Raw genomic sequence first — 26,184 nt, forward strand, 5'->3', positions numbered from 1 at the left:
ACATATGAAGAGCCCCCTCCTGTCCCTGCCCGGCGCCGTCCCCGCCGAGGGCGTGGACGAAGGCGTCGCCGCCCACTACGGCGAACTGTTCCGCGAGCAGCGCGCGCTCGCCGACGGCACCGGCTTCGTCGACCTCTCGCACCGGGGGGTCGTCACCGTCACCGGCGAGGACCGCCTGAGCTGGCTGCACCTGCTCCTCACCCAGCACGTCAGCGACCTCCCGGCCGGCCAGGCCACCGAGGCGCTGATCCTCTCCGCGCACGGACACATCGAGCATGCGCTGTATCTGGTCGACGACGGCGAGACGGTCTGGGCGCACGTGGAGCCGGGCACCCAGGACGCGCTGATCGCCTACCTGGAGTCGATGAAGTTCTTCTACAAGGTCGAAGTGGCCGACCGCACGGCCGAGTTCGCGGTGGTGCACCTGCCGGCCGGCTCGATCGCGGAGGTGCCGGAGGGCGTCGCCGTACGCGAGACGCCGTACGGCCGCGACCTCTTCCTGCCGCGCGCGGACCTCGAGTCGTACGCCGAGAAGGCCGGCCCTCCGGCCGGGATCCTGGCGTACGAGGCCCTGCGCGTCGAAGAGCACCGCCCGCGCCTGGGCTTCGAGACCGACCACCGCACCATCCCGCACGAGCTCGGCTGGATCGGCACGGCGGTACACCTGCAGAAGGGCTGCTACCGGGGCCAGGAGACGGTGGCGCGGGTGCAGAACCTGGGGAAGCCGCCGCGACGCCTGGTCTTCCTGCACCTGGACGGCAGCGAGGTGCACCTCCCCACGCCCGGCACGGAGATCCGCCTGGCCGACGAGGGCCCCGACGGCCGCAAGATCGGCTTCATCACGACCTCCGTACGCCACCACGAGCTGGGCCCGGTCGCGCTGGCCCTGGTGAAGCGGAACGTGCCGGTGGACGCGCGGCTGGTGGCGGGGGACACGGCGGCGGCGCAGGAGACGGTCGTAGAGCCGTAGACGCCGTTTCCGGGCCCTAGATCTCGACGAGGACGGTGAACGGTCCGTCGTTGGTCAGGGACACCCGCATCTGCGCGCCGAAACGCCCCGTCTCCACCGTCGCACCGAGGGCGCGCAGCTGGGCGACGACCTCGTCGACCAGGGGCTCGGCCACGTCCCCGGGCGCGGCGGCGTTCCAGGTGGGCCGGCGCCCCTTGCGGGCATCCCCGTACAGCGTGAACTGGCTGATGACCAGCAGCGGCGCATCGACGTCACTGCAGGACTTCTCGTCCTGGAGCATGCGGATCGACCAGAGTTTGCGGGCGAGTTGGGCCGCCTTCTCCTTGGTGTCCTCGTGCGTCACCCCGACGAGGACACAAAGCCCCTCGCCGATGATCTCCCCGACCGTCTCGCCGTCGACGACGACGCTCGCGCCGTCCACCCTCTGCACCACTGCACGCATGAACCCATCATGCCGTGCGCGCGGAACCAGGTCCGAGGCGGCTTCGGAGGACTTCTTATTGATCCTTAACCCCCCATCTGGGGCCGATCGGGGGCACTCGGTCACATAGCGGCCACTTGGGGTGGCACGATGCTTCCACACGCCGGTCGAGGGGACGGTTGAGGCACATGAGCACACCGAGTATTGGGCAGCCTCCTGGGGCAGTCTCGCTGATTCGTACAGGGGAGCGAGCGCCGATGCGTCCGCCCACTCAGCGGACGGACAGCCCGGACAGCGCGAGGGGAGGGGACCCTGGTGACGGCCCGGGCGGTCCGCACCTGCCAGCGGGGCCGCCCGAGCACGACCTGGCCGTGCTGAGCCTGCCCGAACTGCGCACCCTGCGCCGGGACGCCCAGCGCGAGGAGGCCGACCTGAGCTATGTGCGGCGGCTGCTGCAGGGCCGTATCGACATCCTGCGGGCGGAACTGACCCGCCGCTCCCCGGCAGGTGCGGGCTCCGTGGTCGAACGGCTCCCGGAGATCCTCACGGACGCCCCGGCCCGCCACCGCTCCTCCGCACGCCATGTGACGCTGGGCACGCCGTACAACGAGGAGTACGGCCGACTGGCCGCCGACATGCTCGCCGAGGTCGAACTCTCCGACCTGGCCGCCCGCACGGACCTGGAACTCAACACGGCGATGAGCCGGCTGGTCCGCTACGAACAGCAGGTCTCCCTCAGGCGCCAACGCCTGCAACGCACGACGGACGACTGCAGCGGCGAAATCACCCGCCGCTACCGCGAGGGCGAGGCCCAGGTCGACGACCTGCTGACCTGACCCCTGGGGGCCGCCCGGGGCGAAGGGCCATGGGGACCGGGTTGCTGTTGCGCGCCCCTGCAGGCCGGCGGGGGCGCCGACCGCAGCGCCGGCCCGAGCCGTCCAGCGTGTTTGGAGCTGGCGGCCGGGCCGCCTTCCCGATCTGCCACCCACCCGCGGGGCGTGCCCGCGGTGCCGTTCGTGGTGTTGTGCGTCGGGGACGCCGTCCTGATGCCCTGCCCACCCGCGGGGCGTGTCCGCGGTGCCGTTCGTGGTGTTGTGCGTCGGGGATGCTGCCCTGATGCCCTGCCCACCCGCGGGGCGTGCCCGCCGTGCCGCTCATGGTGTTGCGCCGTGAGGACGCCATCCCAATCCCCCGCCCACCCGCGGGGCGTGTCCGTCGTAGTGCCGCTCACGGTGTTCGGTCGTCGAGGGTGCCGTCCCGATCCCCCGCCCACCCGCGGGGCATATCCGTCGTAGCGCCGGGCTGTGTTTTTCAGCCCGTCCGGCGTTTGAGGACGAGGCCGTTCAGGCCGATCGGGGTCCGGGGCGGAGCCCCGAAACAGGGTGCAGGGGCGGAGCCCCGCTAAGGGTGCGGGGGACGCGGTCTCGCTGGGGTTCAGGGGCGGAGCCCCTGGTGGGGTCGAAGGGGCGGCAGCCCCTGGGGACGGGACGGGTAGGGGCGGCGGGGGCGAGGAAAATCCGCGCGACACCGCCCCGGGGTCCCCCTACCGTGATCCCATGACCCAGGCGCACCCCGACATCGACATCCGCCCGATCACCGAGCCCGAGTTCCCGGAGTGGCTCCGCGCCGTAAAAGTCGGGTTCGTACAACAACCCCGGGTCTGGGAACCCGAACTCGAAGCCCGCCGCCCCCAGTTCGAGCCGAACCGATACCTCGGCGCCTTCGACGGCCCCCGCTGCGTAGCAACCTTCCGCTCCTTCGAGCAGCAGGTCACCGCGGTAGGCGGCACCCCCGTCCCCGCCAACGCCATCTCCGCGGTCAGCGTCACCGCCACCCACCGCCGCCGCGGCCTGCTCACCCGCATGATGACCCGGGACCTCGCGGCCGCGAAGGAGCGCGGCGACGTCGTGGCCACGCTCATCGCCGCCGAGTACCCGATCTACGGCCGCTACGGCTTCGGCCCCGCCACCACGGCCGCCGAGTGGACCGTGGACGTCCCCCGCACCGGCCTCGACCCCCGCTGGTCGGGCCCGGCCGACGGGGCCCGTATCGACCTCGTCGACCCCGAGGACGTACGCAAACTCGGCCCCGAACTCCACGACCGCTTCCGCCGCACCACCCCCGGCGCCGTCACCCGAGGCGACTGGTGGTGGCAGCTCGCCACCGGCGCCGTGCGGGTCGACCCGAAGTGGACCGAGCCGTTCTTCGCCCTGTACCGCGCGGCGGACGGCGAGGTCGAGGGCCTGGTCGCGTACGAGGTCGACGACAAGTGGGGCGACGCGGGGCAGCCGCTGGACACGGCGACCGTGCGGAACCTGATCGCGGCGACCCCGGCCGCCGAGCGCGCCCTGTGGAGCTATCTGTGCTCCATAGACTGGGTCACCCAGGTCAAGAGCGGCCACCGGGCCCCTGACGACCTGCTCCCCCTCCTCCTCCCCGACCCGAGGGCCGCCCGTATCACGTCGCGGGCCGACTGGCTGTGGGTGCGGATCCTGGACGTCGTACGGGCGCTGGAGTCGCGGACGTACGAGGGGACGGGCTCCCTGGTGCTGGAGGTCGCCGACCGCGCCGGCCTGGCGGGCGGCCGCTACCGGCTGGAGGCGTCGGCGCAGGGCGCGTCCTGCACGCCGACCACTCAGAGCCCCGAACTCACGCTGGACATTGCCGAGTTGGGGCGGCTGTGGCTGGGTGACGAGTCGGTCGTGCGGCTCGCGGCGCTGGGCCGGGTGCGGGAAGAACGAGCGGGCGCCGCCCAAGTGGCCGACGCCCTGCTGCGTACGTCCAGGCGGCCTTGGTGCCCGGACATGTTCTGAGCCCCTTCCTTCCGACGACGACTGATGACTCATCCGTAGCTGTGCTCTTCAGTTGTGGCTGTGCTTTTCACTGGTCGTGCTCTTCCGTTGTGACCGTGCCGGTGAAGCTGTTCAGTTGTGGCTGTGCTGATGGAGCTGTTCAGTTGTCGGTGTTCGGTTGTGGCTGTGCGCTTGGTGCAGACTGACCGGGCTCCCGGCTCCCCTCCGGAAGGGAGCCCGGCCAGCCGGATCCTGGGTCGGCGAACCCGTCGGGCCCGCCGGGCGGGACTCAGCCGGACTGGGCGAGCAGCATCACGAGGATGACCGCTCCGATGCCGCTGATCGTGGTGTTCCTGGCCTTGAGTCCGATGGACAGCGCGGCGAAGGCGATGAGGCCCATCGGCCCGTACCTCCACTGGACGAGGTTCTCGAATCCGATGGCGAGGGCGGCGACGGCGAGGGCGATGAGCGGCATGGCGGTCCCTCCTTCGGGACGGGGAGGCGGACCCATGGTTGCGGCCAACCCTCATGAAGTTTGACCATGTTGTTGAAGTTGGTGACCAACTTCTCTGTACTTATCTCCGCTTGGAAGCGTCTTATAACCACCTTCCCTGGAACTGCCCAAAGATGGCGGGAAGTTGTAGTGTTTGGTCGTGGACCCGAAACACGCCTCCGTCAATGGGCGGAAGAGGTCGCAGCGGCCACAGACGTCACAGACGTCGCACCGAGAGGTGGCTGACGAACTGCGCGCCCGCATCAGGTCGGGTGAGCTCAAGCCGGGTCAACGCATGCCCACGCAGGCGAAACTGGCCGACGAGTTCGGCGTCGAACGCGGCGCGGTACGCCAGGCGCTGCGCATCCTGCAGTCGGAGCACCTGCTGACCAACGTGTCGAAGGGAGCTCCCGCCACCGTCGCCCCCGACCTGGGCCTGAGCAAGGCCCTGACCGGCCCCGGAGCCCCGCCGCTGCCGACCATGGTGGCCCTGGCCCCGCGCATAGCGGAGGCCTTCGCCGCGCATCACGTGGAGATAGACGCCCTCTGTCTGACGGCCGTCTCGCTGACTCTGGCCATCGGTGAACCGCTGCGCCGGATCCACGCCGGACAGCTGAAACCGGCCAAGCTGGACGTCCGCGTACTGCTGCCCAGCCGCGACATCGACCTGGCCTTCCCGACCCCGGTGGACCCCAGGGTGGACGGCCGTCTTCAGCGCCGCTGGCTGGCCAACCGCAACGCCCAGGGCCAGGTGCTCCAGCACAACCTGCTGGCCCTGCGCGCCACACACGGCATCGACGTGAACGTCACCTTCCGCGCCCTGCCCTTCACCCCGCCGGTGAAGCTGTACCTGCTCAACGGCATGGAGGCGCTCTTCGCGTACTACACGCTCACGCGGCGCGAGGAGGAGATCGACCACGAGCACCTGGAGATGTACGACGCCGAGGGCACCCAGTCCATGCTGTTCGCCTTCGAACAGGGCGCCGGCCTGCGCGACACCACCTTCGTCGAGCAGTCGCACCTGTGGTTCAACGCACTGTGGGAGACGATCAGTTCGGAGCTCGTGCTCACGAACTGATCGTCTCCCACAGTGACGGGACAGCGGCCGACCGGGCCGCAGGTCGCCTTCCGCTCATAGAGCGGGCCCCGCGACCAGAAGGGCGAGCACGACGGCTCCGATGGAGCTGACGGCCGGGTTCTTCGCCTTGATGCCTATGGTGAGCAGCAGCAGACCGATGATGCCGGTGGCGCCGTACTTCCACTGAACGGTCTGCTCGATGCCGACGACGAAGACGGCGGAGAGGAGGGCGAGGACGGGCATGGTGGTTCCCCCTTCAGGCTTCGCGGGCGGGACGTGCGTGGGGGTGAGGCGGATCCGAGGAAGCAAAACTTCCGCCAACTGAACAAAGTTGGCAACCAACTTCAACTAAGTTATCCCCACTTGGTACCTACTCATAAACAAGTCACAAACAACTCCCGGTAGATGGATCCGAGTTGTAGCGTTTGGTCGTGACCCAGGAGAACGTGGCAGTGAACGGCAGCAGAAGGCTCTCGCCCCAGGAGATCGCCGACATCCTGCGGGAACGAATCAGCAAGGGTGACCTCAAGGCCGGAGACCGCCTGCCCACCCAGGCCGAGCTGGCCGACGAGTTCGGCGTGGAACGCGGCGCGGTCCGCCAGGCCCTGCGCGCCCTCCAGCAAGACGGGTTGCTCACCAACGTCAGCAAGGGAAGCCCACCACGGATCGCGGAGCCGCCGGCGCCCGTTCGCGGGGAGCCCCAGCCGACGATGGTGGGTCTGGCACCGCGGCTGACGGAGGCGTTCTCGGCGCAGCGGGTCCGCGTCGACGTGGTGTGCCATACGTCCGAGACGCTGCTGCTGGCCCTCAGCGAGCCGGTTCGCCTGATCCACGAGGGCCGCATACGGCCCGAGTCCATCACCTTCCGCGTCCTGCTGCCGAGCCGCGACATCAATCTCGCCTTTCCCGTGCTGGTCGAGGGCAGCGACGAGGACGACATGGTCCACCAGCGGTGGCTCTCGATGCGCGACGCACAGGCACAGGTGCTCCGCCACAACCTGCACGCGGTCCGGTCCACGCACGGCATCGACGTGCAGGTCACATTCCGCGCGCTTCCCTTCACGCCTCCGGTGAAGCTGTACATGCTCAACGGCGAGGAGGCGCTGATCGGGTACTACATCCCCACCAAGCGGGCGGAGGAGTGGCAGAGCCAGACCCTCGAGATGTACGACGCCCTCGGATCCGCGTCCGTCCTCTTCTCCTTCGTCAAACGGGCCGGGCAGCGGGACGAGGCGTTCGTGGAGGAATCCCAGAAGTGGTTCGACGCCCTCTGGGAAACCATCACGACGGACCTGACACTCTCCTAGTGACTAGTGATACGACGCAGACTGATCCGATGGCGGCACAGACCGAGCGACTGCAGGAGCTGATCGGGCATGCCCGCGTCGTGCTCTGGGACTTCGACGGACCGATCTGCCGGCTGTTCGCCGGGCACTCGGCGGAGGGCGTGGCGACCGACCTGGTGGACTGGCTCGAGGGCCGGGGGCTGCACGACCTGCTCACGGAGAACGAGCGGGACACCGAGGACCCGCATGCCGTACTGCGCGCGGTCGACCGCCGGCACCCCGACAGCGACCTGGTGGTGGAGGTGGAGGAACGTCTCACCCAGGAGGAACTGCGGGCGGTGCCCAAGGCTCAGCCGACCCCGTACGCCGACCCGCTGATCCGCACCTGGAAGGCGGTCGGGGCGCGCTTGGCGATAGCCACGAACAACTCCCCGAAGGTCGTCCACGCCTACCTCGCCGGCCGCGGCCTGCTCGACTGCTTCCTGCCGCACATCTACGGCCGCACCCACGACCTGCAGTACCTCAAGCCCCACCCCCACTACCTCAACCGCGCCCTGACCGCCATGGGCGTGGCCCCCACCGGCGCCCTGTTCATCGGCGACACCCCCACCGACTGCGAGGCGGCCCGCCAGGCCGGGGTCCCCTTCCTCGGCTACGCGCGTAACGAACACAAGGAGAAACTGCTCCAGGTCGCCGGGGCGACGGACATCGTGGGGTCACTGGAGCCGTTGTTGGAGACGTTGCGGGGGTGACTGTGCCGGATACCGCCTGCTCGCCCGTTGTATAAATTCTTGGTCAATTGGCACGCGCCGTGGGGGAAGTCGCTAACCTCCCCCGTCATGCCCCCACAACGCCATGAAACACAGCAAACGCTAGTACATCGCCTCCTGGAGGCCCGCTGCCGCCGAGGCAAGGCTGCGGTGCTTTCGGGGCACCACAACACCAACTACGTCCTGCATGCGGGTCTGTTGCTGGCCCCCGTGCTCCGCGTCACGCCGTTTGCGCGTTTCAAGTACCGGGTGCCGTTGGAGACGGTGGAGGTGGTTCCGCGTATCTGGCCCAGCGAGGTGGACGTGCTCGCGGTCGTCTGCCGGCATCTGCGCGAAGTGCCGCGCGGTTTGGCCCTACAGGGCGGCTGCTCCCTGCACCGGTATCTCAGGGGCAAGGCGCTCAGCGAGCGGAATCCCGACGGCCAGGTCGGCTACAGGCTGTTGCGTGAGTTCGCTGCGTTCTTCGTCCGGACCGCTCAGGTACCGGCCGAGGAGCTCCCGGCGTGCCCCGAGGACTGGCCGGCCGAGGGCGATAGCCAGAAATTCCTGCATTGGCTCGTCGACTTCACCGAGAACCGCGTGCACCTGCCCAACCGCGATCGGTTCGGTGACCTCTTCGACGCCGTGGGAATCCCCCTGGGCGCGATGACGGTGTTCAAGGAGAACCACCGCGCCCTGACCTGCCGCCCCTTCGTTCTCCTCCACACTGACGTCCACCGTGCCAATGTCGTGCTCCACCGCAAGGGGATCTCGGTGATCGACTGGGAGTTCGCGATATATGGAGATCCGCTGCACGACCTTTCGACACACCTCGTGCGGATGCGCTACGACGACGACGAACAGGAGTGGATGATCGGCCTGTGGGCCGAGGCCATGAAGGAGGCCGGCCTCGGCTCTCTCACCGTGGGCCTGCACGAGGACCTCGGCACCTACCTGGACTTCGAGTACGCGCAGTCGGTGTTCCCGGACGTCATGCGGGCCGCGCTCGACCTCCCGGCCGATGCAGGTGAGCAGCACTTCCGGGTGGCGGGAGACCGGGTGGGCCGGGCCATGCACCGGGCCCGCAAGCCCCTGAAACTCGATCTCGTACCGGACTCGGAGCAGATTGTCGAAGCTCTGCGGAAGTGGCACAGCGCTGATTCGAGCAGTGCTCCGTGGGCCTGATCGCCCCAGTGCTAGGCAGAGATCATCGGGAGCACGAGGACGAGGAGCACGGCGGCGACGGACAGGCAGGTTCCGTTGCGGGTCCGGATGCCCACTCCGACAAGGAGCAGGAGCAGGAGTCCGAGCCCGCCGAACTGTGATTGGGCCAGCTGATCGAGGCCCATCAAGAAGATGCTGATTCCCAGTTCAACCATCGTGTTCGCGATCACCACTACGCCCCCTGACTGCCGCTTACTGACAAGCGATCAACTTCCAGTCCAATTGGACTGGTTGACTAGTCAGGGTATGCCCTTGCCTGTTGATCGCCTAACGCAGGCAGGCAAGTTGAGGTACGGTCGCCGTGTGACTGGCACCACCTCCACCGGCGAGCGGGGCGGCAAGGAGTACGACCGCGTCGCCGCGACGCTGCGCCATCGGATCACGAGCGGCGCATATCCGCTGAACGGACGCCTGCCCTCGCAGCGGGAACTGGCCGAGGAGTTCGACGTCTCCCGCGACACCGTGCAGCGGGTGCTCAGGGACCTGAAGAGCGAGCAATGGATCGAGTCGCGTCAGGGCAGTGGGTCCCGGGTGATCTGGAACCAGCACATTCACTCGCCCAGGAGCGCGAAGGACCCCGACCACCAGGTCACGTTGGGGGAGCTCGTCGGTGAGGCGTTCGAGCAGACCGAAGTGACCCTGGACGTCTTCACGCTGACCTCGGAGTCCCTTGGCGCGCACCTCCGCACACAGGCGGAGCGGATCCAGGCGGGGCGCATCTCCCCACAACGGATAGCCCTGCGCGTGCTGCTGCCCTCCGAGTCGGTCGAGATGCCGTACTGGCGCACCGGCGACCCCACCCACGACGAGGTCCTGAAGGAGCGCTATCTGGACCTCAGGCGTCGGCACACGGCCACACTGCGGACCCTCGTGAGCGATGTGCGGGCCATGAAACTGGTCCCCTCGGTGGAGTTCGAGATCCGTCACATTGGACTGGTTCCATACTCCAAGCTTTACCTCGTCAACAAGGTGCAGGCTCTGGAGGGGCCGTACACGGTCTACATGCGCCCCTTCGAACTGGACGACGGCCTGGAGATCGAGGCCCCCGATGTGATCGGTCTGGGCGCGGGTCTCACGCACTACGTGAAGGACGACGACCCCTCTTCCCAGGGCTCGGAGTTCGTGGAGAAGCAACAGGCTTGGTTCACGTCCGTGTGGGAACTGCTCGGCCGCTGACCGATTCCGCGGACTGCCTGGCTTCGAAGAGCCTCCCGGCGGCCGCCACCAACGGCCGGTGCGAGGAGACGACGGCATCCGATCCGTCCCTCTCCATCTCCTTGGCCTGGATCTCGTCCTGCGTCCAGCCGAGGAAACGGGTCCCGGCGGCCCGGGCCGCGGTGAGATCGGTGACCTGATCCCCCACCAGCAGGCAAGCATGGGCGGGGATCCCAAGGTGGGCGAGGGCCCGACGGACGCAGTGGGGGTTCGGTTTCATGAGTCGGGCGTCTTGCGGGTCCCGGCCGAACACCGCCTCGAACTGCGGGGTCAGACGCATGCCTTCGAGGGCCCGCAGAATCGCGCCCTCGGCGTTGTTGCTGACGATGACCAGACGCATACCGAGCTTGCGCAGTCGGGGCAGCAACTCGCCGATGTGCTCGGCGCGGGTGGCATCGGCGGCGGCCGAGATCTCTGCTGCGGCGACGGTCTTCTCGGCGAATTCGAGCGGACGGCAGCTGGGCTGCCGTTTCGGATCCTGCTCCTCGTACAGCCGCTCGTACATGTGCCGCAACGGCCGAAGAACGTGGTGGGAGTCGTCGCAGTCCCGGACGTCCGGGTCGAGGGAACCCCAGGCTGCTTCCGCGGTTCGTTTGATGCTTCGTGCAATCCCGGCTGTGGACTCGGAAAAGAGCCGGCAGACAGGTCCGTCGAAGTCGAACAGTACGGCGCTTGTGCGGGCGAGCAGTGGCAGTAGCGCTTCCTGGTCGTCGATGGTGTCTGTCATGGGATTCCTCGTGTTCCTCCGCACCCCGGGTGTGCTCTCGGGGTGTCGCGGGTGTCAACGAGGCGGTGGGTGCGCAGGTATCTGTCCAAGGCGTTCGCGCGTGCGCAGGTTCGCCCAAGTCGGGGACCGAAGCCCTCGATTACCGGGTTCGCGCCGCGCCGCAGGGTGCCAGTGGAGTAACGTGCGTCCCCTCTTACCCCATGGGCTCCACCGGAACGAGCTGAACCCAGAAATGCCACCCCAAGCAGCCTCCGACGCTCGACAACTCGCCGACGAAGTGCGCGGCGAGGAACCGGGTGTGATCAAGGGCCCGCTCAAGGGGTACCACCACGAGACCTATGTCCTGTGGCTGGACGGTGGTACGCAGATCGTCAAGGTCCGGGAGCCGCGTGCCGAGATCCTGTGGTTCGACCGGCGGTGCTTCGAGTCGGAGGAGAAGCTGCTGCGCACCCTCAAGGGGAAGGTCGAGTGGATCCCCGATGTCCTCGACGTCGCGGGCATGGGGTTCCAGGGGTTCATCGAGGGCCGAACTCTGCCCACCCGGCGCTGGGCGGGACGGCGGGTCTCCGACGCGATCTTCGACCAGATCGTCGAGCTCTTCCGTCAGATGGCGCGGATCCCGCCCGACATGCTCGAGAGCGTTCCCCGGCGCTGCCTACCGGAGGACCGTGCCGAAGACCGTGACACGGACGGATTCCTGGAGCGTCTTGTCGTCTTCATAGAGGATCAGGTCTACAAGAAGAACCATGAGGAGTTCGGAGAGCTCTTCGAGCAGCTCGGCGTGGGCAGTGAATCGTTCACCCGCCTGAAGAAGAAGATGTGCGGGCTGCGGCCGCGCCCTTTCTCCCTGCTGCACGCGGATCTGCACCGCAAGAACTTCGTCGTCGACTCCCGTGGACAACTCTGGACGATTGACTGGGAATTGGCGATGCTGGGCGATCCCCTCTACGACCTCGCCACGCATCTCTATCTGATGCGCTACCCGGAGACGCAGCAACGGCGTATGGCCACGGAATGGTGCCGTGTCGTCGAGAGCGCCAACCCCGGGGGTTCGTACGGCTGGGCGGACGACCTGGACGTCCTCCTCGACTTCAAGAGAGCGCAGTCGGTCTTCACCGACGTCATCCGTGTGTCGATGTCGCTGGGCGACGGGACGGGATTCAACTGGGCGGCTCTGCCCTGGGCCGCGCGGAAACTGCAGAGAGTTCTGGCCGCCGCGGCCGGGCCGCTCGATCTTGCCGAGGTGCCGAGCCACACGGAGATCATGACGGCCCTCATGCGCCGGCGCCGCGCCACGGACGCGGGCACCCGGGCTGATTCCTGACGCAGGTTCCGCCCCCGATCCCGCCCCGCGGACACACCGAAAGCCGGTGCTTCCTGCTGACGCTTGGCTGCCCTCTTCCTGACGGTCTGTCCATCCAGGCACCATGAGCAGGCTTGGTTCAAGTCGCGGGCCGACAGGGGGAGTCAGTGTCGGACACAAGGCAGTCCTGGAGGGACAGACTGGCTGCCGTATGCGGACGTGCGGAGTCCACGGTCACGAAGCTCTTCCTGGCCGCCGTCTTCGGACTCGGACTGCTGGCACAGTTCGTGAGGCCCATCGGTGACGCACTGCAGGACAAGGTCTACCTGGGCGGCGCGCTGCTCACCGTGGTGGGTTACATGCTCTACTCCGAGGTGCGGCGTCTCAACGCGGCGCACACGACACAGCGGGACAACCAGGAAGCGCTGGACCAGTTGGTGCGGCGGCTCGAAAACGAGGTGCAGCGCCTGAACACGTTGCTGCGCCCGCGAGGGGGCGAAGGGGTCACGCCGAGCAAGCTGGAGGAGGAGTTCAAGGAGGCGCTAGAGGCCGGGGGAGAAGTTCGGCTCACGGCGATGGGATTCACCGGAGAGACGTTCGCTGTCCCGCTGAAGAACATTCTCCAGAGCCTGGAACCGGATCCACTGCGCACCGTGAGCCTTCGAGTTCTGGTGCCGGACTTCACCAAGGAGATCGAGATCCCCGGCCAGGTGGGCCCGGGGGGTGAGATCTCTGACGCTCCGGACTTCCGCGAACACCTGAGGCATCAGATCGCTCAGCACGAGAGCAGTCTCAGGTCTCAGACAGGGCGGATGACCGTCCGCAGACGGGGAACGCTGAAGGTCGAATTCCGCGTGCTGCACATGTCACCCTCGCTCAAGCTCTACTTCATCAACGACGACGTGGTGTACGAGGGGATCTACGACAAGCTCGACCTGCGCCCGGACCCGTCGAACACCGCCCTTGCGGCCGACGACGGCAATCTCCTTGACCTCATCGGCTACGAATCACTGCTGACCCGCTGGTCCCTGGACGGCGGCGACCACGCCCGGGCGATCGTCCGGCGCCGCAGGGAGTTCTTCGAGACGCTCTGGAACGTGGCCCATGAACTGACCTAGTGCGTAGGCTCACCGCCATGAGCGAGCCCGGCCTGCGTGAACGCAAGAAGCAGCGGATGTACCAAGACGTCTCCGAGATCGCCATCCGCATGTTCCTGGAGCGCGGCTTCGACGCCGTCTCCGTCGCCGAGGTCGCCGCCGCTGCCGAGATCTCCAAGCCGACCCTCTTCCGGTACTTCCCGGCGAAGGAGGATCTCGTCCTGCACCGGATCGCCGATCACGAGGGGGAGGCCGCTCGGGTGGTGGCCGAGGGGCCCACGCCGCTGGCCGCGCTGCGGCGGCATTTTCTCGACGGGCTGGAGCGGGGGGATCCGGTCACCGGGCTGAACGACCATCCGCAGGTCCTCGCCTTTCACACCCTTCTCTACGGCACCCCCGCCCTCGTCGCCCGCGTGTACGCCTACCAGCAGCGGTCCGAGGCCGCGCTCGCCGAGGCCCTCGGTGGTGGGCTGGAGGCCCGGCTCGCCGCCGGGCAGATCATTGCCGTACAGCGGATTCTCGCGATGGAGAACTGGCGGCGCATCGCCGAAGGGGAGCGGGTGGAGGACGTACGGGCGGATGCCGTGGCCGCGGCGGAGCGGGCGTTCGCGGTGCTGGCGGCAGGCCTGCCGCATCTCGCATAGGTGAGACTCGGTAAAATATTTAACCTGGTTACGTTAGTTGGGTACGCTTGTGCCCATGACGTCAGCCGACCCCGCCCCGCCCGCCCTGAAAGAGTCCCTCCGCCACGAACGCGCCCACCACGACCGCTGCCGCACCGCCCTCGCCGCCATGGTCGACGGGGCCCAGGAGCAGGTCGTCGCCGGTGAGGACGTCTCCGCCTCCGGTGCCGATGCCGAAGTGCTCGGGTACCGGCTGCGCAGCCGGGCGAAGGAGATGCGGGAGCTGCCCGAAGGGCCGTTGTTCTTCGGGCGGCTGGACACCGCCGAGCAGTCGCTGCACATCGGGCGGCTGCGGATCAGCGAGGACGTCGCCGCCCCGCCGCTGGTCGTCGACTGGCGGGCGCCGGTCTCCCGCGCCTTCTACCAGGCGAGTGCCGGCGACCCGCAGGGCGTCGCGGTCCGGCGCAGGTTCGGCTGGGCCCCCGGCAGCCGCGGCGACTCCGCCGACCTCACCGGGCTCGAGGACGAGCACCTGGACCGGGGGGAGTCGCCGGTCAGCGACATCGTGGCGCGGGAGATCGAGCGGCCCCGCGTCGGCCCCATGCGGGACATCGCGGCGACCATCCAGCCCGAGCAGGACGATCTCGTACGAGGGGACCTGGGCGTTTCGGTGTGCGTGCAGGGTGCTCCCGGCACCGGCAAGACCGCCGTCGGGCTGCACCGGGCCGCCTACCTCCTCTACACCCACCCGCAGCGCATGAAGCGCGGCGGACTGCTCATCCTCGGGCCCAACCGGACCTTCCTCGCCTACATCTCCCAGGTGCTCCCCGCCCTCGGCGAGACCGGCGTACGGCAGTCGACCCTCCAGGAGGAGATCGCCGCGCACCCGGTCAGAGGGACCGACAGCGAGCGGGCCGCCGTCGTCAAGCACGACGCCCGGATGGCGGAGGTGCTGCGCCGGGCGTTGTACGCGCATGTCTCCAGCGAGGGGGTCGACTCCCTTTCCGTGGACGACGGTTCGTACCGGTGGCGGGTCGGGGCCGGTGAACTCGTGCGGATCGTCGAGGACGTACGGCGTGAGGAGCCGCCGTACGGGATCGGGCGCGAGCGGGTGCGGATGCGGGTCGTGCGGTGCATCCAGGCGCAGGCCGAGCGGCGGGCCGGGCCGCAGTCGAACGCCTGGGTGCAGAGGATCTCGAGGGCGCGGGCGGTCGGGGCGTATGTCGACGCCGTGTGGCCGCGGGTGCGGGCCGAGGAGGTCGTTGCCCGACTGCTCGCAGACCCGCGGGCGTTGGCTGTCGCCGCCGACGGGCTGCTGGACGCCGGCGAGCAGCGGGCACTGCTGTGGGCCAAGCCTCCGCGGTCGTGGAAGTCGGCTCGCTGGTCGGCAGCCGACCTGGTGCTTCTCGACGAGGTCGCCGGGCTCATCGGGCATCCCGAGGGGTACGGCCATGTCGTCGTCGACGAGGCGCAGGACCTCTCCCCGATGGAGTGCCGGGCCATCGCACGGCGGGCGCCCTTCGGGTCGCTCACCGTGCTCGGCGACCTGGCGCAGGGAACCACGCCCTGGGCGGCGCGCTCCTGGGACACGGTCCTGCGGCACCTGGGGAAACCGGACGCGGCCGTGGTGCCGCTGACGACCGGGTTCCGGGTGCCCCGGGCCGTCGTCGCACTCGCCAACCGGCTGCTGGAGCGGCTGGACGTCGACGTTCCGGCGGGGCGGTCGCTGCGCAGGGACGGGGAGCTGAGGGTGCGGGAGGCGGGCGCCGATCTGCCGGGGGCGGTCGTGGACGCCGTACGCGAGGCGCTCGGTCATGAGGGATCGGTCGGGGTCGTCGCCGCCGACGCCGATGTGGAACGGGTGACACAGGCGCTCGGCGCGGCCGGGATCGAGGCCGCGGGACCGGACGAGCTGGGCGCCCGCGTGACCGTCGTACCGGCGGGGCTCGTCAAGGGACTCGAGTACGACCATGTCGTCGCCGTCGAGCCCGCGGCGATCGCGGAGGCGGAGGCGCGCGGGCTGCACCGGCTGTATGTCGTGCTGACCCGGGCGGTCTCGCGGCTGGAGGTGGTGCACGGGCGGCCGCTGCCGTTCTAGCCCGAAGGGGCGAGGCAGGCCGCGGCCGCCCGCGGGTCAGGCCGGGGCGTCCAGGAGCGGGATCAACTCCTGCTCCTCGTACGTCAGATGGGCTTCCAGGTCGTGGGTGAGGCGCTCGACCTCGGCGCGGGCGGCGGCCGGGTCCTCGTCGGCCAGGGCGCGGCGCAGCTCCGCCACCAGGGCGGCGATCTGCTCGTGCTCCTCGGCCAGGCGCTCGAACACCGGGTTCGATCCGGGGTGACGCTCGGCGAGGAACGGGAACATCATGGTGTCCTCGCCGGTGTGGTGGTTGTGCAGACCCTGGCAGAAGGTCAGGCAGTTGACGCGCAGCTGGGCGCCGAGGGTGCCGTCGCCTGCCGCCATCTCCTTCCGGATCAGGGCGAGTTCACGGCGGAACGCGTCGTGCACCACCTTGATCGCCTCGCCGGGCGAGGAGGCGTTGATCTGCCCCGGGCCGCCGTTCGTGATCGCGTGCAGGGCGACCACCGGGATGATCCGCTCGGTCTTCTTCTGGTACTCGGCCCAGCCGGGGTCGGCCCCCACCGCCCGCGCCCAGGCCCGCTCCCGCTCCTCGCCTGCCAGTACGACGGCCTCGGCCTCGTACGTGAACACACCGCTCTCCACGGTGACTCGGGGGTGGGCGAGGAGGTTGTGGTACCAGTCCGGGTGCTTGGGGGAGCCGGCCGCGGAGGCGATGACCAGCACGCGGTCGCCGCCGTCGGGGAGGTAGCCGACGGGAGTGGTGTGCGGGGTGCCGGTGCGGGCGCCGGTGGTGGTCAGCAGGAGCAGCCGGCCACCCTCGAAGGGGCCGCCGACGCGGCCCCGGTGGGCGCGGAACTCGTCGATGACCTGCTGGTTGAAGTCGATGAACTTCTTGTTGTCCTCGTTGGGCATTCTCTTCTTTCTCTGCAGCTGGTGTCTTTCGAAGGATTCGAAGGCGGCGCAGAGAAAGAGGCGGGCTTCGCGCCCGCCCTGGCCTCACTCAGAGGCCGGGCACCCAACTCGCTCACGGCACAAGGCCGACCCGGCAGTCATGTACTGGACGATAACGTCCGGCGTATGACTGACGCCATCGAGTTCCGGACCATTCCCACCACCACCCTCGCCGACCTCCTGGGCCGCGGGCAGGTCATGGACATCGGGATCCGCCCCCTGTGGGGACCGCAGGGGCGAGTGGCCGGACCGGCCTTCACCGTCAGCTGCCCGCCCGGCGACAACCTGATGCTGCACGCGGCCATCCACCGCGCCGCGCCCGGATCGGTCGTCGTCGTGGAGTCCGGGGACCTGGACTGGGCGCTCGCGGGCGGCAACGTCTGCGCCGTCGCCCAGCGGCGGGGCGTCGCGGCCTTCGTACTGGACGGCCTGATCCGCGATCTCGCCGAGGTGCGGGAGGCGCGGTTCCCGGTGTTCGCCAGGGGTGTCATCCCGATCCCGGGCGCCAAGTCGGTCGTACGGCCGCTGGGTGAGCCGGTGACGTGCGGTGGCGTACGGGTCGAGGCCGGCGACGTCGTCGTGGCCGACGAGGAGGGCGTCGTCGCCGTACCCGCCGCCCGCAGCGAGGAGGTGCTCGCGGCGGCCCGGGCCAAGCTGGCGAAGGAGGCCGCCGAGTCGCTGGACGACTGGGAGGCGGCGCATCGGGCGCGCATCGACAAGATCCTGGCGGAGCGGGGGTTCGAGGGCTGATCCTGTCCCTGATGCTTCTCTTCCTCGACATCGACGGAACGCTGATCCCGTTCGGTTCGACCGACCCGTACCCGTCGTACGAGCCGCGCTTTCCGCTGCCGCGGGCGGCGGTCGCCGGGCAGCCGCTGCTGAACCGCATCGACCCCGCCCTCGGTGCGCGACTCGTGGCGCTGGACTGCGAGCTGGTGTGGGCGACGACGTGGCTGGACGACGCGAACGTCTGCGTCGCGCCCTGGCTCGGCCTGCCCCCACTGCCCTCGGTGGACTGGCCGGACGAGGACGAGCCGGCGACGCCGCTGCACTGGAAGACCCGGCCTCTGGTGGCCCGGGCGGACGGCCGACCCTTCGTCTGGGTCGACGACGAGATCACCCCTGCCGACCGCGCCTGGGTCGCAGCACACCATCCGGCGCCCGCCCTGCTGCACCGGGTCGACCACCGGTACGGGCTCACCGCCGCGGACTTCGCCGTCCTGGAGCAGTGGCTCGGGGACCGTCGCGCCGGGCACTGAGGCTCGGGGCGCCTGGCGTGAGAGCGCCCGGCCCCGGTCCGATGCACCCTCCCGAGTGGCGTGGCGCACTATTGCAAGCGGCTGCTTGCAATAGTTAGCGAGGATGGTGCAAGGTGGAGGCATGGCATCGCTCAACGTCGGCAATCTCGGCGAATACCTGCGCGAGCAGCGGCGCACCGCGCAGCTGTCGCTCAGGCAGCTCGCCGACGCCGCCGGGGTGTCCAATCCGTATCTGAGCCAGATCGAGCGCGGGCTGCGCAAGCCGAGCGCGGAGGTGTTGCAGCAGGTCGCCAAGGCGCTGCGGATCTCCGCCGAGACGCTGTACGTCCGCGCAGGCATCCTCGACGCCGAGCGGGACCGGGACGAGGTGGAGACGCGCGCCGTCATCCTCGCCGATCCCACGCTGAACGAGCGGCAGAAGCAGGTGCTGCTCCAGATCTACGAGTCCTTCCGCAAGGAGAACGGGTTCGGGATCGCCGGTACGGCGGACGAGACGACCGAGGCGCCCCCGGAGGCCGGCGCGGTGGTCCTGACCGCCGAGCCCAGCCAGGGCGCCGCGGACGGACAGGACGCTCAGGGCGCCGGCACCGCGATACGCCGCCCCCGCGAGGACGGCGGCGAGCAGACCGGTGAGCGCCGTACCCGCAAGACCCGCACGGCCGGCGGACGAAAGTCCGCCACGCGCCGCACCCGCACGTCCGACGGCAACGATGCCGAACCGCACGACCCGCAGCGGCCCACCGGTTGAGCAGACCGGCCACGCTGCCCGCGGGACCCAAAACCCTCAAGCGCAAGCGATCCGGGAGGACCATCACCATGGCCATCACCGACGACCTCCGTAAGACCCTCAGCGACCCGACGCCGCTCTACTTCGCCGCCGGCACCGCCGACCTGGCCCTTCAGCAGGCCAAGAAGGTGCCCGGCCTGGTGGAGCAGCTGCGCGCCGAGGCCCCGGCCCGTTTCGAGGCCGTCCGCACCACCGACCCGAAGGCCGTCCAGGAGAAGGCCCAGGCCCGCGCCAAGGAGGCCGGCGCCAAGGTCAAGGAGACCCAGGAGAACCTCCAGGCCAAGGTCACCGAGTTCCTGGCGACCCTCGACGGTGACATCAAGAAGCTCGGCTCCACCATCGACGCCGACCTGAAGAAGCTGGGCGAGTCGGCCCAGGACCTCGCGCTGCGCGGTGTCGGCGTCGCCGCCGAGTACGCCGTGAAGGCCCGCGAGACCTACGAGAAGGTCGCCGAGCACGGCGAGCAGGCCGTGAAGACCTGGCGCGGCGAGGCGGCCGAGGAGATCGAGGAGCTGGCCGTCGCCGTCGAGCCGAAGGCCGAGCCGGTCGCGGTCAAGGAAGACGCCAAGCCGGCCGAGGCCCAGGCCGCCCCGGCCGCGGCGAAGAAGCCCGCCGCCAAGAAGGCGCCGGCCCGCAAGACCACCACCGCGAAGAAGACGACGCCGCCCGCCAAGTGACACGGACGGGTGATCGGTAACGGGTCGGGCACTCCTGGAGGGCCCGGCCCGTTGTGCGGGTAGCCGGTGTTCGGGAACGGGTACGGTGACCGCGTAGGAACAAGCCGAGTCTGGTGGTGGACGTAGTGCTGATGCAGGGATTCGCAGGGTTGATGTGGCTGCTGAGCATGGCCCTGATCCTTTTCAGCGGCTTCGCGCTGATCGACGCGGCCATCCGGCGCGAGGACGCCTACCGCGCGGTCGGCAAGCAGACCAAGCCGTTCTGGCTGATCATCCTCGCCCTCGCCTTCGTGGTGAACCTGATCTTCCCGATCCTGTCGTTCCTGCCCGCGATAGGCCTGGTGGCCAGCATCGTCTACATGGTCGACGTCCGCCCGGCCCTACGAGGCCTCGCAGGCGGCGGCCGCAACCGACGGGGTTCCAGCAGCGACGGACCGTACGGCCCGTACAACGGCGGCCGCTAGAAGCTACGGCGGCGGCTGCTGGAAGCCGCCGGTCAGGGGAGCGCCGTCAAGGGGCGCGGGGCTGTTTCGATTTGCGGCTCCGCCGCGTGGGCGCGACCAGCCACATCGAGCCCGCAGTCGGCATACAACAAATGCCCCAACGGTGACTTACCGCTCAGACCCCCGGTCCAGCAGCAGCACTGCAACATCATCCGTCAGCTCCCCACCGTTGAGCTCACGAACCTCGTTCACAGCAGCCCGCAGCAGCGCCTCGCCCCGCAACCCCTCGGCCAGCTGCCGCCGCACCATCTCCACCATCCCGTCCTGCCCCAGCCGCTCGAGGCGCCCTTCCCCGATCCGGCCCTCGATCAGCCCGTCGGTGTAGAGCATCAGACTCCACTCCCGCCCCAGCTCCACCTGCATCCGAGGCCACCGCGCCCCCGGCAGCAGCCCGAGGGCAGGCCCGTTGTTGTCGTACGGCAGCAGCTCCGCGGTCCGCCCCGGACGGGCGATCAGCGGCGAGGGATGTCCGGCAAGGCACAGCCCGGCCCGCCGCCCGTCGGGCGAGATGTCCACCGTGCAGAGCGTCGCGAAGATCTCGTCGTCGGACCGCTCGTGCTCCAGCACCTGCTGCAGCGTCCCGAGCAGCTCGTCACCACACAGCCCCGCCAGGGTCAGCGCGCGCCAGGCGATCCGCAGCTCCACGCCGAGCGCCGCCTCGTCCGGGCCGTGCCCGCAGACGTCGCCGATCATGGCGTGCACGGTGCCGTCCGGCGTCCGTACTACGTCGTAGAAGTCACCCCCGAGCAGCGCCCGAGACCGGCCGGGGCGGTACCGGGCGGCGAACCGCAGCGACGACCCTTCGAGCAGCGGGGTGGGCAGCAGCCCTCGCTCCAGGCGCCGGTTCTCCTGCGCCCGGACCCGGCCCTCGGCGAGCCGCCGCTCGGCCGTGTCGGAACGTTTCCGCTCCACGGCGTAACGGATCGCCCGGCTCAGCAGCCTGCCGTCCAGTTCGTCCCGGAAGAGGTAGTCCTGGGCGCCGACCCGCACGGCCTCGGCGCCGCGCTCGGCGTCACCGGAGGCGGTGAGCGCGAGGACGGCGTGCCGGGGCGCGAGCTCCAGTACGTGCTTGAGCACGGCGAGCTCGTCGTCGTCATCGCTGCGCCCGGGGGCGGGCAGCGCGAGGTCCAGCAGGATGCAGTGGACGTCGTCGGTCAGCAGCCGCGCGGCCTCGGTGAGGTTGCGGGCGGTGCGGACGCGGATCGGACGGCCGGCCGAGTCCTGCAGCTCGGGTATGACGGTGGAGCCGCCGGGATCGTCCTCGATCAGCAGCAGCGTCAGGTTCGTGGTGGCGGCGGCGTTCTTGTCGACCGTGGCTTCCTTGCGCGGGGTCTGGTCCGTGGAGGTGCCGCCTTCTTGCGCGGCCTGCGCCTGACCACTCTCCGCGGCCGGGATCGCTCTCTGCCGCGGTATGGGTACGGGCATCTTGTTGAGTTCCTTCCCTCCCCCCGAGGGCACGCGGAGCGAGAGATCTCGATCCACCGACGGGGACCATAGCGGGTGCCGGCGCCGTAAAGGAATGGCGTGAGACACGCTGCTTGGCCAGGCGCCACTGTCATATGCCGCGATCCGTACCGCAGTTGGACAGGAGGGACGCGGCGCAGGAATGACGAACGTCACGTCCACCGCGGGTTTGCGGGGACGTTCGGCGTGCAGTGGGTCACGTGAGCGGGTTCACGCGACCGCCCGGCCGACCCTCCCTACGCGTCCGGGCGCACCACGCCGAGGATCGGCATGGACCCCGCCCCCGTGATCGTCACCGTCCGCCCGGGCCGCGGGGCGTGCACGATCGCGCCGTCGCCGATGTACATCCCGACATGGCTGGCGTCGTCGAAGTAGATGATGAGATCGCCGGGCCGCATGTCCTTGATGTCGACGTGCTTCAGCTGCTTCCACTGCTCCTGCGAGGTGCGCGGAATGGCATGCCCCGCGGCCGCCCAGGCCTGTGAGGTCAGCCCCGAGCAGTCGTACGTCTCCGGGCCCTCGGCGCCCCATTCGTACGGCTTTCCGATCTGCGCCGTGGCGTAGGCCACCGCCTTCTTGCCCAGCTCGGACGCCTTGCCGTTGATCTCGTCGAGGATCCCGGAGTCGAGCCAGGCGGTCTGCGCCTCGAGGGCGGCCTCCTGCTCCAGCCGGGCGAGGCGCTCCTTCTCCTTCTTCTCCAGCCGGCTCTCCAGCTTCTCGGCGGCCGCGATCTGCTGCTTGATCTTCTTTCGGGCGGCGTCCTTCGCCTTGCGGTTCGCCTCCAGCTTCTTCCACTGGTCGGCGGCGTCCGCGGCGTACTGCTTCAAGTCCTGCTGGGTGCGGGTCATTTCCACGATCAGGCCCTTGGTGGCGCGCTCGCCCTCCAGCACCCGGCCCGCGCCGTCGAGGAACTGCCGCGGGTTGTCGCTGAGCAGCAGCCGGGCCTCGTCGGGGAGTCCGCCGGTGCGGTACTGGGCGGCGGCCGCGGCACCCGCCCGCTTCTTCAACTCGTCCAGCTTCCGCTGTCCCTTGACGATCTTCTGCGCCAGGTCGACGATCGCGGCGGACTGCTGCTTGGCCTTCTCCTCGGCCGCGTTGTACGCGTCCGTGGCGACGGCCGCGTCGTGGTAGAGCTGGTCCAGCTTCTCGCGGATCGCCTCAAGGTCCTTGCCGCCTGCCGGAGTCGTGGAGGCGGATGCGTCCGGGGAGGGAGAGGTGCTGGGGGTGGGCGTCCGGCCGGCATTCGCGAACGCCGTCCCCGGCGCTGCCAGCACGGTGACCGCGCAGACCACGGTCACGGCCATCGTGATGAGGCCGCGCTTGCCCGTACCCATACAGCTACCCCCAAACCTGATTTACCGTCAGTAACTTACGGTGCCTGGGGGATCGTGCCACGCCGACGCGCAAAGCGACAGAGCCGCACGCGAGTCGGAATTCCCCCCTTCCCGTTGCCCTACGCGATCTCCCCGCCTTTGTGACGAACGACTCACGGAGATCGTTCCCCGCAGGTCAGAGGCGAAGGCCGGTCAGCCGCGGGGCGCCAACGCCTTCCAGGCCAGCGTCACTTCGCCCTGCCGCCACCGCCCCGCCCCGTCCGTCACCGGCCAGTCGGCCGTCAGGTCCCGCACCGCACGGATCCAGCGCTGCCGGGCGCCGTAGGAGGCGTAGGGCGCGGCGGCCAACCAGGCGCGGTCGAAGTCGCGCAGGAAGGCGTGCACGGGTTCGCCGGGGACATTGCGGTGGATGAGCGCCTTGGGGAGGCGCTCGGCGAGGTCCGAGGGCCGGTCCAGGGAGCCGAGCCGGGTGGCGAAGGTGACGGTCCGCGGCCCCTCGGGACCGAGTGCGACCCAGACGTGCCGGCGCCCGATCTCGTCGCAGGTCCCCTCGACCAGCAGCCCGCCGCGGGAGTGCTCGGTCGCCGGGGCCAGCCGGGCGCACAGCCGCTGCCACACCGCGGCGACCTCGGACTCGTCGTACTGGCGCAGAACGTTGGCCGCGCGGACGAGGTGCGGCCGCTGGGGGAGGGGGATCTCGAACCCGCCGTGCCGGAAGGCGAGCCCGTCGCGCTCGTACGGCTTGGCCGCCGTCACCCGGGCCGGTTCGATCTCCACGCCGACCACCCGGGTGCGGGGCGCCGCGGCGCGGAGCCGGGTGAGGAGTTCGACGGCCGTCCAGGGGGCGGCGCCGTAGCCGAGGTCGACGGCCACGGGATCGGCGGCGCGGCGCAGCTCGGCGCCGTGCGTGGCCGCGATCCAGCGGTCCATGCGGCGCAGCCGGTTGGGGTTGGTGGTCCCGCGTGTCACGGTTCCCACAGGGCGGGGCGTGGCGCGGGAAGTCATGCGTACGAGGGTATGCGGACGGTAGGCGGCCCCACGCACCCGAGCGTCGAACGGTTGAGCGACCTCCGGTAATGCCTCGGCAAAATCCCCTCCACCGGGGATGGGAACCCCTCCCCGCGCTGTTGCCTCCCTTGGAGGGCGCCCCACACCCTCGCCCAGGCATGCCCGCACAAGGAGGAACGCCACGTGAGCCAGTACGTCAGCAGGCTCGGGCGACGCTCCCAGGCAACGCCCCCGCGGCTGAGGCTGCACCGCCGCCCGCGCCGCGTCGCCATGCTCTCCGTGCACACCTCACCGCTCCACCAGCCCGGCACGGGCGACGCCGGCGGCATGAACGTCTACATCGTGGAGCTCGCGCAGCGCCTCGCCGCGATCAACATCGAGGTCGAGATCTTCACGCGCGCGACCACGGCCGCCCTCCCCCCGAGCGTCGAGCTGGCCCCGGGCGTCCTCGTCCGCCATGTCGACGCGGGCCCCTACGAGGGCCTGGCCAAGGAGGAGCTCCCGGCCCAGCTGTGCGCCTTCACCCACGGGGTGATGCAGGCCTGGGCGGGCCACCGCCCCGGCTACTACGACCTCGTGCACTCCCACTACTGGCTCTCCGGCCATGTCGGCTGGCTCGCCGCCCAGCGCTGGGGCGCCCCCCTGGTCCACGCCATGCACACCATGGCCAAGGTCAAGAACGCCAACCTGGCCGACGGCGACACCCCCGAGCCCGTGGCCCGTGTGATCGGCGAGACCCAGATCGTCGAGGCGGCCGACCGTCTCATCGCGAACACCGCCGAGGAGGCCGACGAGCTCGTACGGCACTACTCCGCGGACCCCGGCAAGGTCGCCGTGGTTCACCCGGGCGTCAACCTGGACCGCTTCCGTCCCGCCGACGGCCGCGCCGCCGCCCGCGCCCGCCTCGGCCTCCCGCAGGACGCCCTGATCCCCCTCTTCGCGGGCCGTATCCAGCCCCTGAAGGCCCCGGACGTGCTGCTGCGCGCGGTAGCCGTCCTCCTGGACGAGCGCCCCGAGCTGCGCTCCCGCATCCTCGTGCCGATCGTCGGCGGCCCCAGCGGCAGTGGCCTCGCCAAGCCCGAGGGCCTGCAGAAACTGGCCTCACGCCTGGGTATCGCGGACGTGGTGCGATTCCGTCCGCCGGTCGGCCAGGACCAGCTCGCGGACTGGTTCAGGGCCGCGTCCGTCCTTGTCATGCCGTCCTACAGCGAGTCCTTCGGCCTGGTCGCCATCGAGGCGCAGGCGGCCGGCACACCGGTGCTCGCGGCCTCGGTCGGCGGACTGCCGGTGGCCGTGAGCGACCGGGAGACCGGTTTCCTCGTACGGGGCCACAACCCGGCCGACTACGCGCGCGTGCTGTCCGGGTTCGCCGACGACCCGACGCTCCCGTCCCGCATGGGTGCGGCCGCCGCCCGGCACGCGCAGTCCTTCGGCTGGGACACCGCGGCGGCCGCGACGGCGGACGTCTACACGGCCGCGATGCAGTCGCACCGGCGTCGCGTACGCTCCCACCATGGCTGATGCAGAGAAAGCGGCCCAGGTGATCGAGGGCGTCCTGAAGGACGCCGAGCTCGAATGGGAGAGCCCCGCCCCCGGCAACTACGTCGTTCAGCTCCCCGGCACCAGGAAGCTGAAGACGACCGTCTCCCTCCTGGTCGGCCGGCACTCCCTCTCCCTCAACGCCTTCGTCATCCGCCACCCCGACGAGAACGAGCCGGGCGTCCACCGCTGGCTCCTGGAACGCAACCTCAAGCTGTACGGCGTGAGTTACGCCGTCGACCAGCTCGGTGACATCTACGTCGCGGGCAAGCTCCCGCTCTCCGCCGTCACCCCCGACGAGATCGACCGCCTGCTCGGCCAGGTCCTGGAGGCGGCGGACGGCAGTTTCAACACCCTCCTGGAACTCGGCTTCGCGTCCGCGATCCGCAAGGAGTACGCGTGGCGCCTGGCGCGGGGAGAGTCGACGCGGAATCTGGACGCGTTCACTCATCTGACCCAGCGCTCTGCTGAATAACTCCCGCACGCCCCCTTTCCGAGCACGGGCCCTCGTGGCATGCTCGCGGCCGACGCAGATCTGAACGTCGTTCATATCCATGAAGATCCGCATGGAAGGGCGTACGGAATGAGCACGGCGCACCAGGGC

The 26,184-nt window shown here is 69.8% G+C and carries 28 protein-coding genes; 19 read left to right on the top strand and 9 right to left on the bottom strand.

All coding sequences use genetic code 11. The annotated features are described in order from the left end of the window. Nucleotides 1-4: 4 nt before the first annotated feature. Nucleotides 5-970, top strand: coding sequence for a CAF17-like 4Fe-4S cluster assembly/insertion protein YgfZ (ygfZ, locus tag ABT254_RS37305; RefSeq protein ID WP_351480546.1), 966 nt, complete (start codon nucleotides 5-7; stop codon nucleotides 968-970). 16 nt (nucleotides 971-986) lie between these two features. Here the strand turns inward: ygfZ and dtd are convergent, their stop codons facing one another. Then, on the bottom strand, nucleotides 987-1,412 hold the full coding sequence (dtd, locus tag ABT254_RS37310; RefSeq protein ID WP_351480549.1) for a D-aminoacyl-tRNA deacylase: 426 nt from the start codon (nucleotides 1,410-1,412) through the stop codon (nucleotides 987-989). 167 nt (nucleotides 1,413-1,579) lie between these two features. Between dtd and ABT254_RS37315 the strand changes: the two genes are divergently transcribed. Both ABT254_RS37315 and ABT254_RS37320 read left to right on the top strand, forming a co-directional pair. Beyond that, complete coding sequence (locus ABT254_RS37315) at nucleotides 1,580-2,227, top strand: RsiG family protein (RefSeq protein WP_351480551.1); 648 nt, start codon at nucleotides 1,580-1,582, stop codon at nucleotides 2,225-2,227. A 720-nt stretch (nucleotides 2,228-2,947) separates the two neighbouring features. Beyond that, nucleotides 2,948-4,204 (top strand): GNAT family N-acetyltransferase, encoded by a 1,257-nt coding sequence (locus ABT254_RS37320; RefSeq protein WP_351480553.1) that lies wholly within the window; start codon nucleotides 2,948-2,950, stop codon nucleotides 4,202-4,204. Between the two features lie 268 nt (nucleotides 4,205-4,472). Here ABT254_RS37320 and ABT254_RS37325 read toward each other — a convergent pair whose 3' ends face one another. After that, on the bottom strand, nucleotides 4,473-4,658 hold the full coding sequence (locus ABT254_RS37325) for a hypothetical protein (protein ID WP_351480556.1): 186 nt from the start codon (nucleotides 4,656-4,658) through the stop codon (nucleotides 4,473-4,475). Nucleotides 4,659-4,830: 172 nt separating this feature from the next. Between ABT254_RS37325 and ABT254_RS37330 the strand changes: the two genes are divergently transcribed. Then, nucleotides 4,831-5,754, top strand: a complete 924-nt coding sequence (locus ABT254_RS37330; RefSeq protein ID WP_351480559.1) for a GntR family transcriptional regulator — start codon at nucleotides 4,831-4,833, stop codon at nucleotides 5,752-5,754. Between the two features lie 54 nt (nucleotides 5,755-5,808). Here the strand turns inward: ABT254_RS37330 and ABT254_RS37335 are convergent, their stop codons facing one another. Further along, complete coding sequence (locus ABT254_RS37335) at nucleotides 5,809-5,997, bottom strand: hypothetical protein (RefSeq protein WP_344399511.1); 189 nt, start codon at nucleotides 5,995-5,997, stop codon at nucleotides 5,809-5,811. Between the two features lie 182 nt (nucleotides 5,998-6,179). On the opposite strand from ABT254_RS37335, the gene ABT254_RS37340 reads away from it, so the two are divergent. From ABT254_RS37340 to ABT254_RS37350, 3 genes are all read left to right on the top strand, one after another. Further along, nucleotides 6,180-7,061, top strand: coding sequence for a FadR/GntR family transcriptional regulator (locus ABT254_RS37340; protein ID WP_351480563.1), 882 nt, complete (start codon nucleotides 6,180-6,182; stop codon nucleotides 7,059-7,061). 29 nt (nucleotides 7,062-7,090) lie between these two features. Next, complete coding sequence (locus ABT254_RS37345) at nucleotides 7,091-7,792, top strand: HAD family hydrolase (RefSeq protein ID WP_351480565.1); 702 nt, start codon at nucleotides 7,091-7,093, stop codon at nucleotides 7,790-7,792. Between the two features lie 168 nt (nucleotides 7,793-7,960). Continuing rightward, complete coding sequence (locus tag ABT254_RS37350) at nucleotides 7,961-8,974, top strand: aminoglycoside phosphotransferase family protein (RefSeq protein WP_351480568.1); 1,014 nt, start codon at nucleotides 7,961-7,963, stop codon at nucleotides 8,972-8,974. Nucleotides 8,975-8,985: 11 nt separating this feature from the next. Here ABT254_RS37350 and ABT254_RS37355 read toward each other — a convergent pair whose 3' ends face one another. Beyond that, nucleotides 8,986-9,183, bottom strand: coding sequence for a hypothetical protein (locus tag ABT254_RS37355; RefSeq protein ID WP_351480571.1), 198 nt, complete (start codon nucleotides 9,181-9,183; stop codon nucleotides 8,986-8,988). Nucleotides 9,184-9,316: 133 nt separating this feature from the next. Here ABT254_RS37355 and ABT254_RS37360 point away from each other — a divergent pair, with 133 nt between their 5' ends. Beyond that, nucleotides 9,317-10,189: a GntR family transcriptional regulator gene (locus ABT254_RS37360; RefSeq protein ID WP_351480573.1), complete on the top strand. Its 873-nt coding sequence runs from the start codon at nucleotides 9,317-9,319 to the stop codon at nucleotides 10,187-10,189. On the opposite strand, the gene ABT254_RS37365 is transcribed toward ABT254_RS37360, so the two are convergent. Beyond that, nucleotides 10,158-10,955 carry an HAD family hydrolase gene (locus ABT254_RS37365; RefSeq protein WP_351480575.1) on the bottom strand — a complete coding sequence of 266 codons (798 nt, stop codon included), beginning with the start codon at nucleotides 10,953-10,955 and terminating at the stop codon, nucleotides 10,158-10,160. The genes ABT254_RS37360 and ABT254_RS37365 overlap by 32 nt on opposite strands. 232 nt (nucleotides 10,956-11,187) lie before the next feature. On the opposite strand from ABT254_RS37365, the gene ABT254_RS37370 reads away from it, so the two are divergent. The 4 genes from ABT254_RS37370 to ABT254_RS37385 all read left to right on the top strand — a co-directional run bounded on the left by ABT254_RS37370 (nucleotide 11,188) and on the right by ABT254_RS37385 (nucleotide 16,076). Continuing rightward, complete coding sequence (locus tag ABT254_RS37370) at nucleotides 11,188-12,279, top strand: phosphotransferase (RefSeq protein ID WP_351480577.1); 1,092 nt, start codon at nucleotides 11,188-11,190, stop codon at nucleotides 12,277-12,279. A gap of 146 nt (nucleotides 12,280-12,425) precedes the next feature. Then, the gene (locus ABT254_RS37375; RefSeq protein WP_351480578.1) at nucleotides 12,426-13,376 is read left to right on the top strand and encodes an ATP/GTP-binding protein; all 951 of its coding nucleotides are present in this window, start codon (nucleotides 12,426-12,428) and stop codon (nucleotides 13,374-13,376) included. Between the two features lie 17 nt (nucleotides 13,377-13,393). Then, nucleotides 13,394-13,999 (top strand): TetR/AcrR family transcriptional regulator, encoded by a 606-nt coding sequence (locus tag ABT254_RS37380; protein WP_351480580.1) that lies wholly within the window; start codon nucleotides 13,394-13,396, stop codon nucleotides 13,997-13,999. A 55-nt stretch (nucleotides 14,000-14,054) separates the two neighbouring features. After that, the gene (locus tag ABT254_RS37385; protein ID WP_351480583.1) at nucleotides 14,055-16,076 is read left to right on the top strand and encodes a HelD family protein; all 2,022 of its coding nucleotides are present in this window, start codon (nucleotides 14,055-14,057) and stop codon (nucleotides 16,074-16,076) included. A 36-nt stretch (nucleotides 16,077-16,112) separates the two neighbouring features. On the opposite strand, the gene ABT254_RS37390 is transcribed toward ABT254_RS37385, so the two are convergent. Next, nucleotides 16,113-16,970 (bottom strand): nitroreductase/quinone reductase family protein, encoded by an 858-nt coding sequence (locus tag ABT254_RS37390; RefSeq protein WP_351480586.1) that lies wholly within the window; start codon nucleotides 16,968-16,970, stop codon nucleotides 16,113-16,115. 165 nt (nucleotides 16,971-17,135) lie between these two features. On the opposite strand from ABT254_RS37390, the gene ABT254_RS37395 reads away from it, so the two are divergent. The 5 genes from ABT254_RS37395 (at nucleotide 17,136) to ABT254_RS37415 (ending at nucleotide 20,196) form a co-directional block, all read left to right on the top strand. Next, entirely contained in the window at nucleotides 17,136-17,759 is a 624-nt protein-coding gene (locus ABT254_RS37395; protein ID WP_351480588.1) for an RraA family protein, read from the top strand. An 11-nt stretch (nucleotides 17,760-17,770) separates the two neighbouring features. Then, nucleotides 17,771-18,268, top strand: a complete 498-nt coding sequence (locus ABT254_RS37400; protein WP_351480590.1) for an HAD domain-containing protein — start codon at nucleotides 17,771-17,773, stop codon at nucleotides 18,266-18,268. A 121-nt stretch (nucleotides 18,269-18,389) separates the two neighbouring features. Next, nucleotides 18,390-19,016 (top strand): helix-turn-helix domain-containing protein, encoded by a 627-nt coding sequence (locus ABT254_RS37405; protein WP_351480592.1) that lies wholly within the window; start codon nucleotides 18,390-18,392, stop codon nucleotides 19,014-19,016. A gap of 68 nt (nucleotides 19,017-19,084) precedes the next feature. After that, nucleotides 19,085-19,732 carry a hypothetical protein gene (locus ABT254_RS37410; RefSeq protein WP_351480594.1) on the top strand — a complete coding sequence of 216 codons (648 nt, stop codon included), beginning with the start codon at nucleotides 19,085-19,087 and terminating at the stop codon, nucleotides 19,730-19,732. Nucleotides 19,733-19,863: 131 nt separating this feature from the next. Then, nucleotides 19,864-20,196, top strand: coding sequence for a DUF2516 family protein (locus ABT254_RS37415; RefSeq protein WP_351480595.1), 333 nt, complete (start codon nucleotides 19,864-19,866; stop codon nucleotides 20,194-20,196). Nucleotides 20,197-20,343: 147 nt separating this feature from the next. Here the strand turns inward: ABT254_RS37415 and ABT254_RS37420 are convergent, their stop codons facing one another. The 3 genes from ABT254_RS37420 to ABT254_RS37430 all read right to left on the bottom strand — a co-directional run bounded on the left by ABT254_RS37420 (nucleotide 20,344) and on the right by ABT254_RS37430 (nucleotide 24,038). Beyond that, nucleotides 20,344-21,660, bottom strand: coding sequence for a PP2C family protein-serine/threonine phosphatase (locus ABT254_RS37420; protein ID WP_351480598.1), 1,317 nt, complete (start codon nucleotides 21,658-21,660; stop codon nucleotides 20,344-20,346). Nucleotides 21,661-21,935: 275 nt separating this feature from the next. Next, the gene (locus ABT254_RS37425) at nucleotides 21,936-23,033 is read right to left on the bottom strand and encodes a C40 family peptidase (RefSeq protein WP_351480600.1); all 1,098 of its coding nucleotides are present in this window, start codon (nucleotides 23,031-23,033) and stop codon (nucleotides 21,936-21,938) included. A 192-nt stretch (nucleotides 23,034-23,225) separates the two neighbouring features. Beyond that, nucleotides 23,226-24,038 carry a class I SAM-dependent methyltransferase gene (locus ABT254_RS37430; protein WP_351480602.1) on the bottom strand — a complete coding sequence of 271 codons (813 nt, stop codon included), beginning with the start codon at nucleotides 24,036-24,038 and terminating at the stop codon, nucleotides 23,226-23,228. Between the two features lie 186 nt (nucleotides 24,039-24,224). Between ABT254_RS37430 and mshA the strand changes: the two genes are divergently transcribed. After that, on the top strand, nucleotides 24,225-25,562 hold the full coding sequence (gene mshA, locus ABT254_RS37435) for a D-inositol-3-phosphate glycosyltransferase (RefSeq protein ID WP_351480605.1): 1,338 nt from the start codon (nucleotides 24,225-24,227) through the stop codon (nucleotides 25,560-25,562). Then, entirely contained in the window at nucleotides 25,555-26,055 is a 501-nt protein-coding gene (locus ABT254_RS37440; RefSeq protein ID WP_351480607.1) for a type III secretion system chaperone family protein, read from the top strand. The genes mshA and ABT254_RS37440 overlap by 8 nt, the downstream gene beginning before the upstream one ends. Nucleotides 26,056-26,184 lie beyond the last annotated feature (129 nt).

The sequence above is a fragment of the Streptomyces sp. NPDC001137 genome, from assembly GCF_040298885.1.
Lineage (GTDB): Bacteria > Actinomycetota > Actinomycetes > Streptomycetales > Streptomycetaceae > Streptomyces.

What these genes read in the sequence shown, in the direction of transcription:
- ABT254_RS37335 (WP_344399511.1), bottom strand. Translation starts at nt 5,997, where the DNA reads ATGCCCGTCCTCGCCCTCCTCTCCGCCGTCTTCGTCGTCGGCATCGAG.
- ABT254_RS37325 (WP_351480556.1), bottom strand. Translation starts at nt 4,658, where the DNA reads ATGCCGCTCATCGCCCTCGCCGTCGCCGCCCTCGCCATCGGATTCGAG.
- ABT254_RS37405 (WP_351480592.1), top strand. Translation starts at nt 18,390, where the DNA reads ATGGCATCGCTCAACGTCGGCAATCTCGGCGAATACCTGCGCGAGCAG.
- ABT254_RS37370 (WP_351480577.1), top strand. Translation starts at nt 11,188, where the DNA reads ATGCCACCCCAAGCAGCCTCCGACGCTCGACAACTCGCCGACGAAGTG.
- ABT254_RS37430 (WP_351480602.1), bottom strand. Translation starts at nt 24,038, where the DNA reads ATGACTTCCCGCGCCACGCCCCGCCCTGTGGGAACCGTGACACGCGGG.
- ABT254_RS37365 (WP_351480575.1), bottom strand. Translation starts at nt 10,955, where the DNA reads ATGACAGACACCATCGACGACCAGGAAGCGCTACTGCCACTGCTCGCC.
- ABT254_RS37345 (WP_351480565.1), top strand. Translation starts at nt 7,091, where the DNA reads ATGGCGGCACAGACCGAGCGACTGCAGGAGCTGATCGGGCATGCCCGC.
- ABT254_RS37395 (WP_351480588.1), top strand. Translation starts at nt 17,136, where the DNA reads ATGACTGACGCCATCGAGTTCCGGACCATTCCCACCACCACCCTCGCC.
- ygfZ (WP_351480546.1), top strand. Translation starts at nt 5, where the DNA reads ATGAAGAGCCCCCTCCTGTCCCTGCCCGGCGCCGTCCCCGCCGAGGGC.
- ABT254_RS37400 (WP_351480590.1), top strand. Translation starts at nt 17,771, where the DNA reads ATGCTTCTCTTCCTCGACATCGACGGAACGCTGATCCCGTTCGGTTCG.
- ABT254_RS37390 (WP_351480586.1), bottom strand. Translation starts at nt 16,970, where the DNA reads ATGCCCAACGAGGACAACAAGAAGTTCATCGACTTCAACCAGCAGGTC.
- ABT254_RS37440 (WP_351480607.1), top strand. Translation starts at nt 25,555, where the DNA reads ATGGCTGATGCAGAGAAAGCGGCCCAGGTGATCGAGGGCGTCCTGAAG.
- ABT254_RS37410 (WP_351480594.1), top strand. Translation starts at nt 19,085, where the DNA reads ATGGCCATCACCGACGACCTCCGTAAGACCCTCAGCGACCCGACGCCG.
- ABT254_RS37425 (WP_351480600.1), bottom strand. Translation starts at nt 23,033, where the DNA reads ATGGGTACGGGCAAGCGCGGCCTCATCACGATGGCCGTGACCGTGGTC.
- ABT254_RS37315 (WP_351480551.1), top strand. Translation starts at nt 1,580, where the DNA reads ATGAGCACACCGAGTATTGGGCAGCCTCCTGGGGCAGTCTCGCTGATT.
- ABT254_RS37385 (WP_351480583.1), top strand. Translation starts at nt 14,055, where the DNA reads ATGACGTCAGCCGACCCCGCCCCGCCCGCCCTGAAAGAGTCCCTCCGC.
- ABT254_RS37415 (WP_351480595.1), top strand. Translation starts at nt 19,864, where the DNA reads ATGCAGGGATTCGCAGGGTTGATGTGGCTGCTGAGCATGGCCCTGATC.
- ABT254_RS37420 (WP_351480598.1), bottom strand. Translation starts at nt 21,660, where the DNA reads ATGCCCGTACCCATACCGCGGCAGAGAGCGATCCCGGCCGCGGAGAGT.
- ABT254_RS37320 (WP_351480553.1), top strand. Translation starts at nt 2,948, where the DNA reads ATGACCCAGGCGCACCCCGACATCGACATCCGCCCGATCACCGAGCCC.
- dtd (WP_351480549.1), bottom strand. Translation starts at nt 1,412, where the DNA reads ATGCGTGCAGTGGTGCAGAGGGTGGACGGCGCGAGCGTCGTCGTCGAC.
- ABT254_RS37380 (WP_351480580.1), top strand. Translation starts at nt 13,394, where the DNA reads ATGAGCGAGCCCGGCCTGCGTGAACGCAAGAAGCAGCGGATGTACCAA.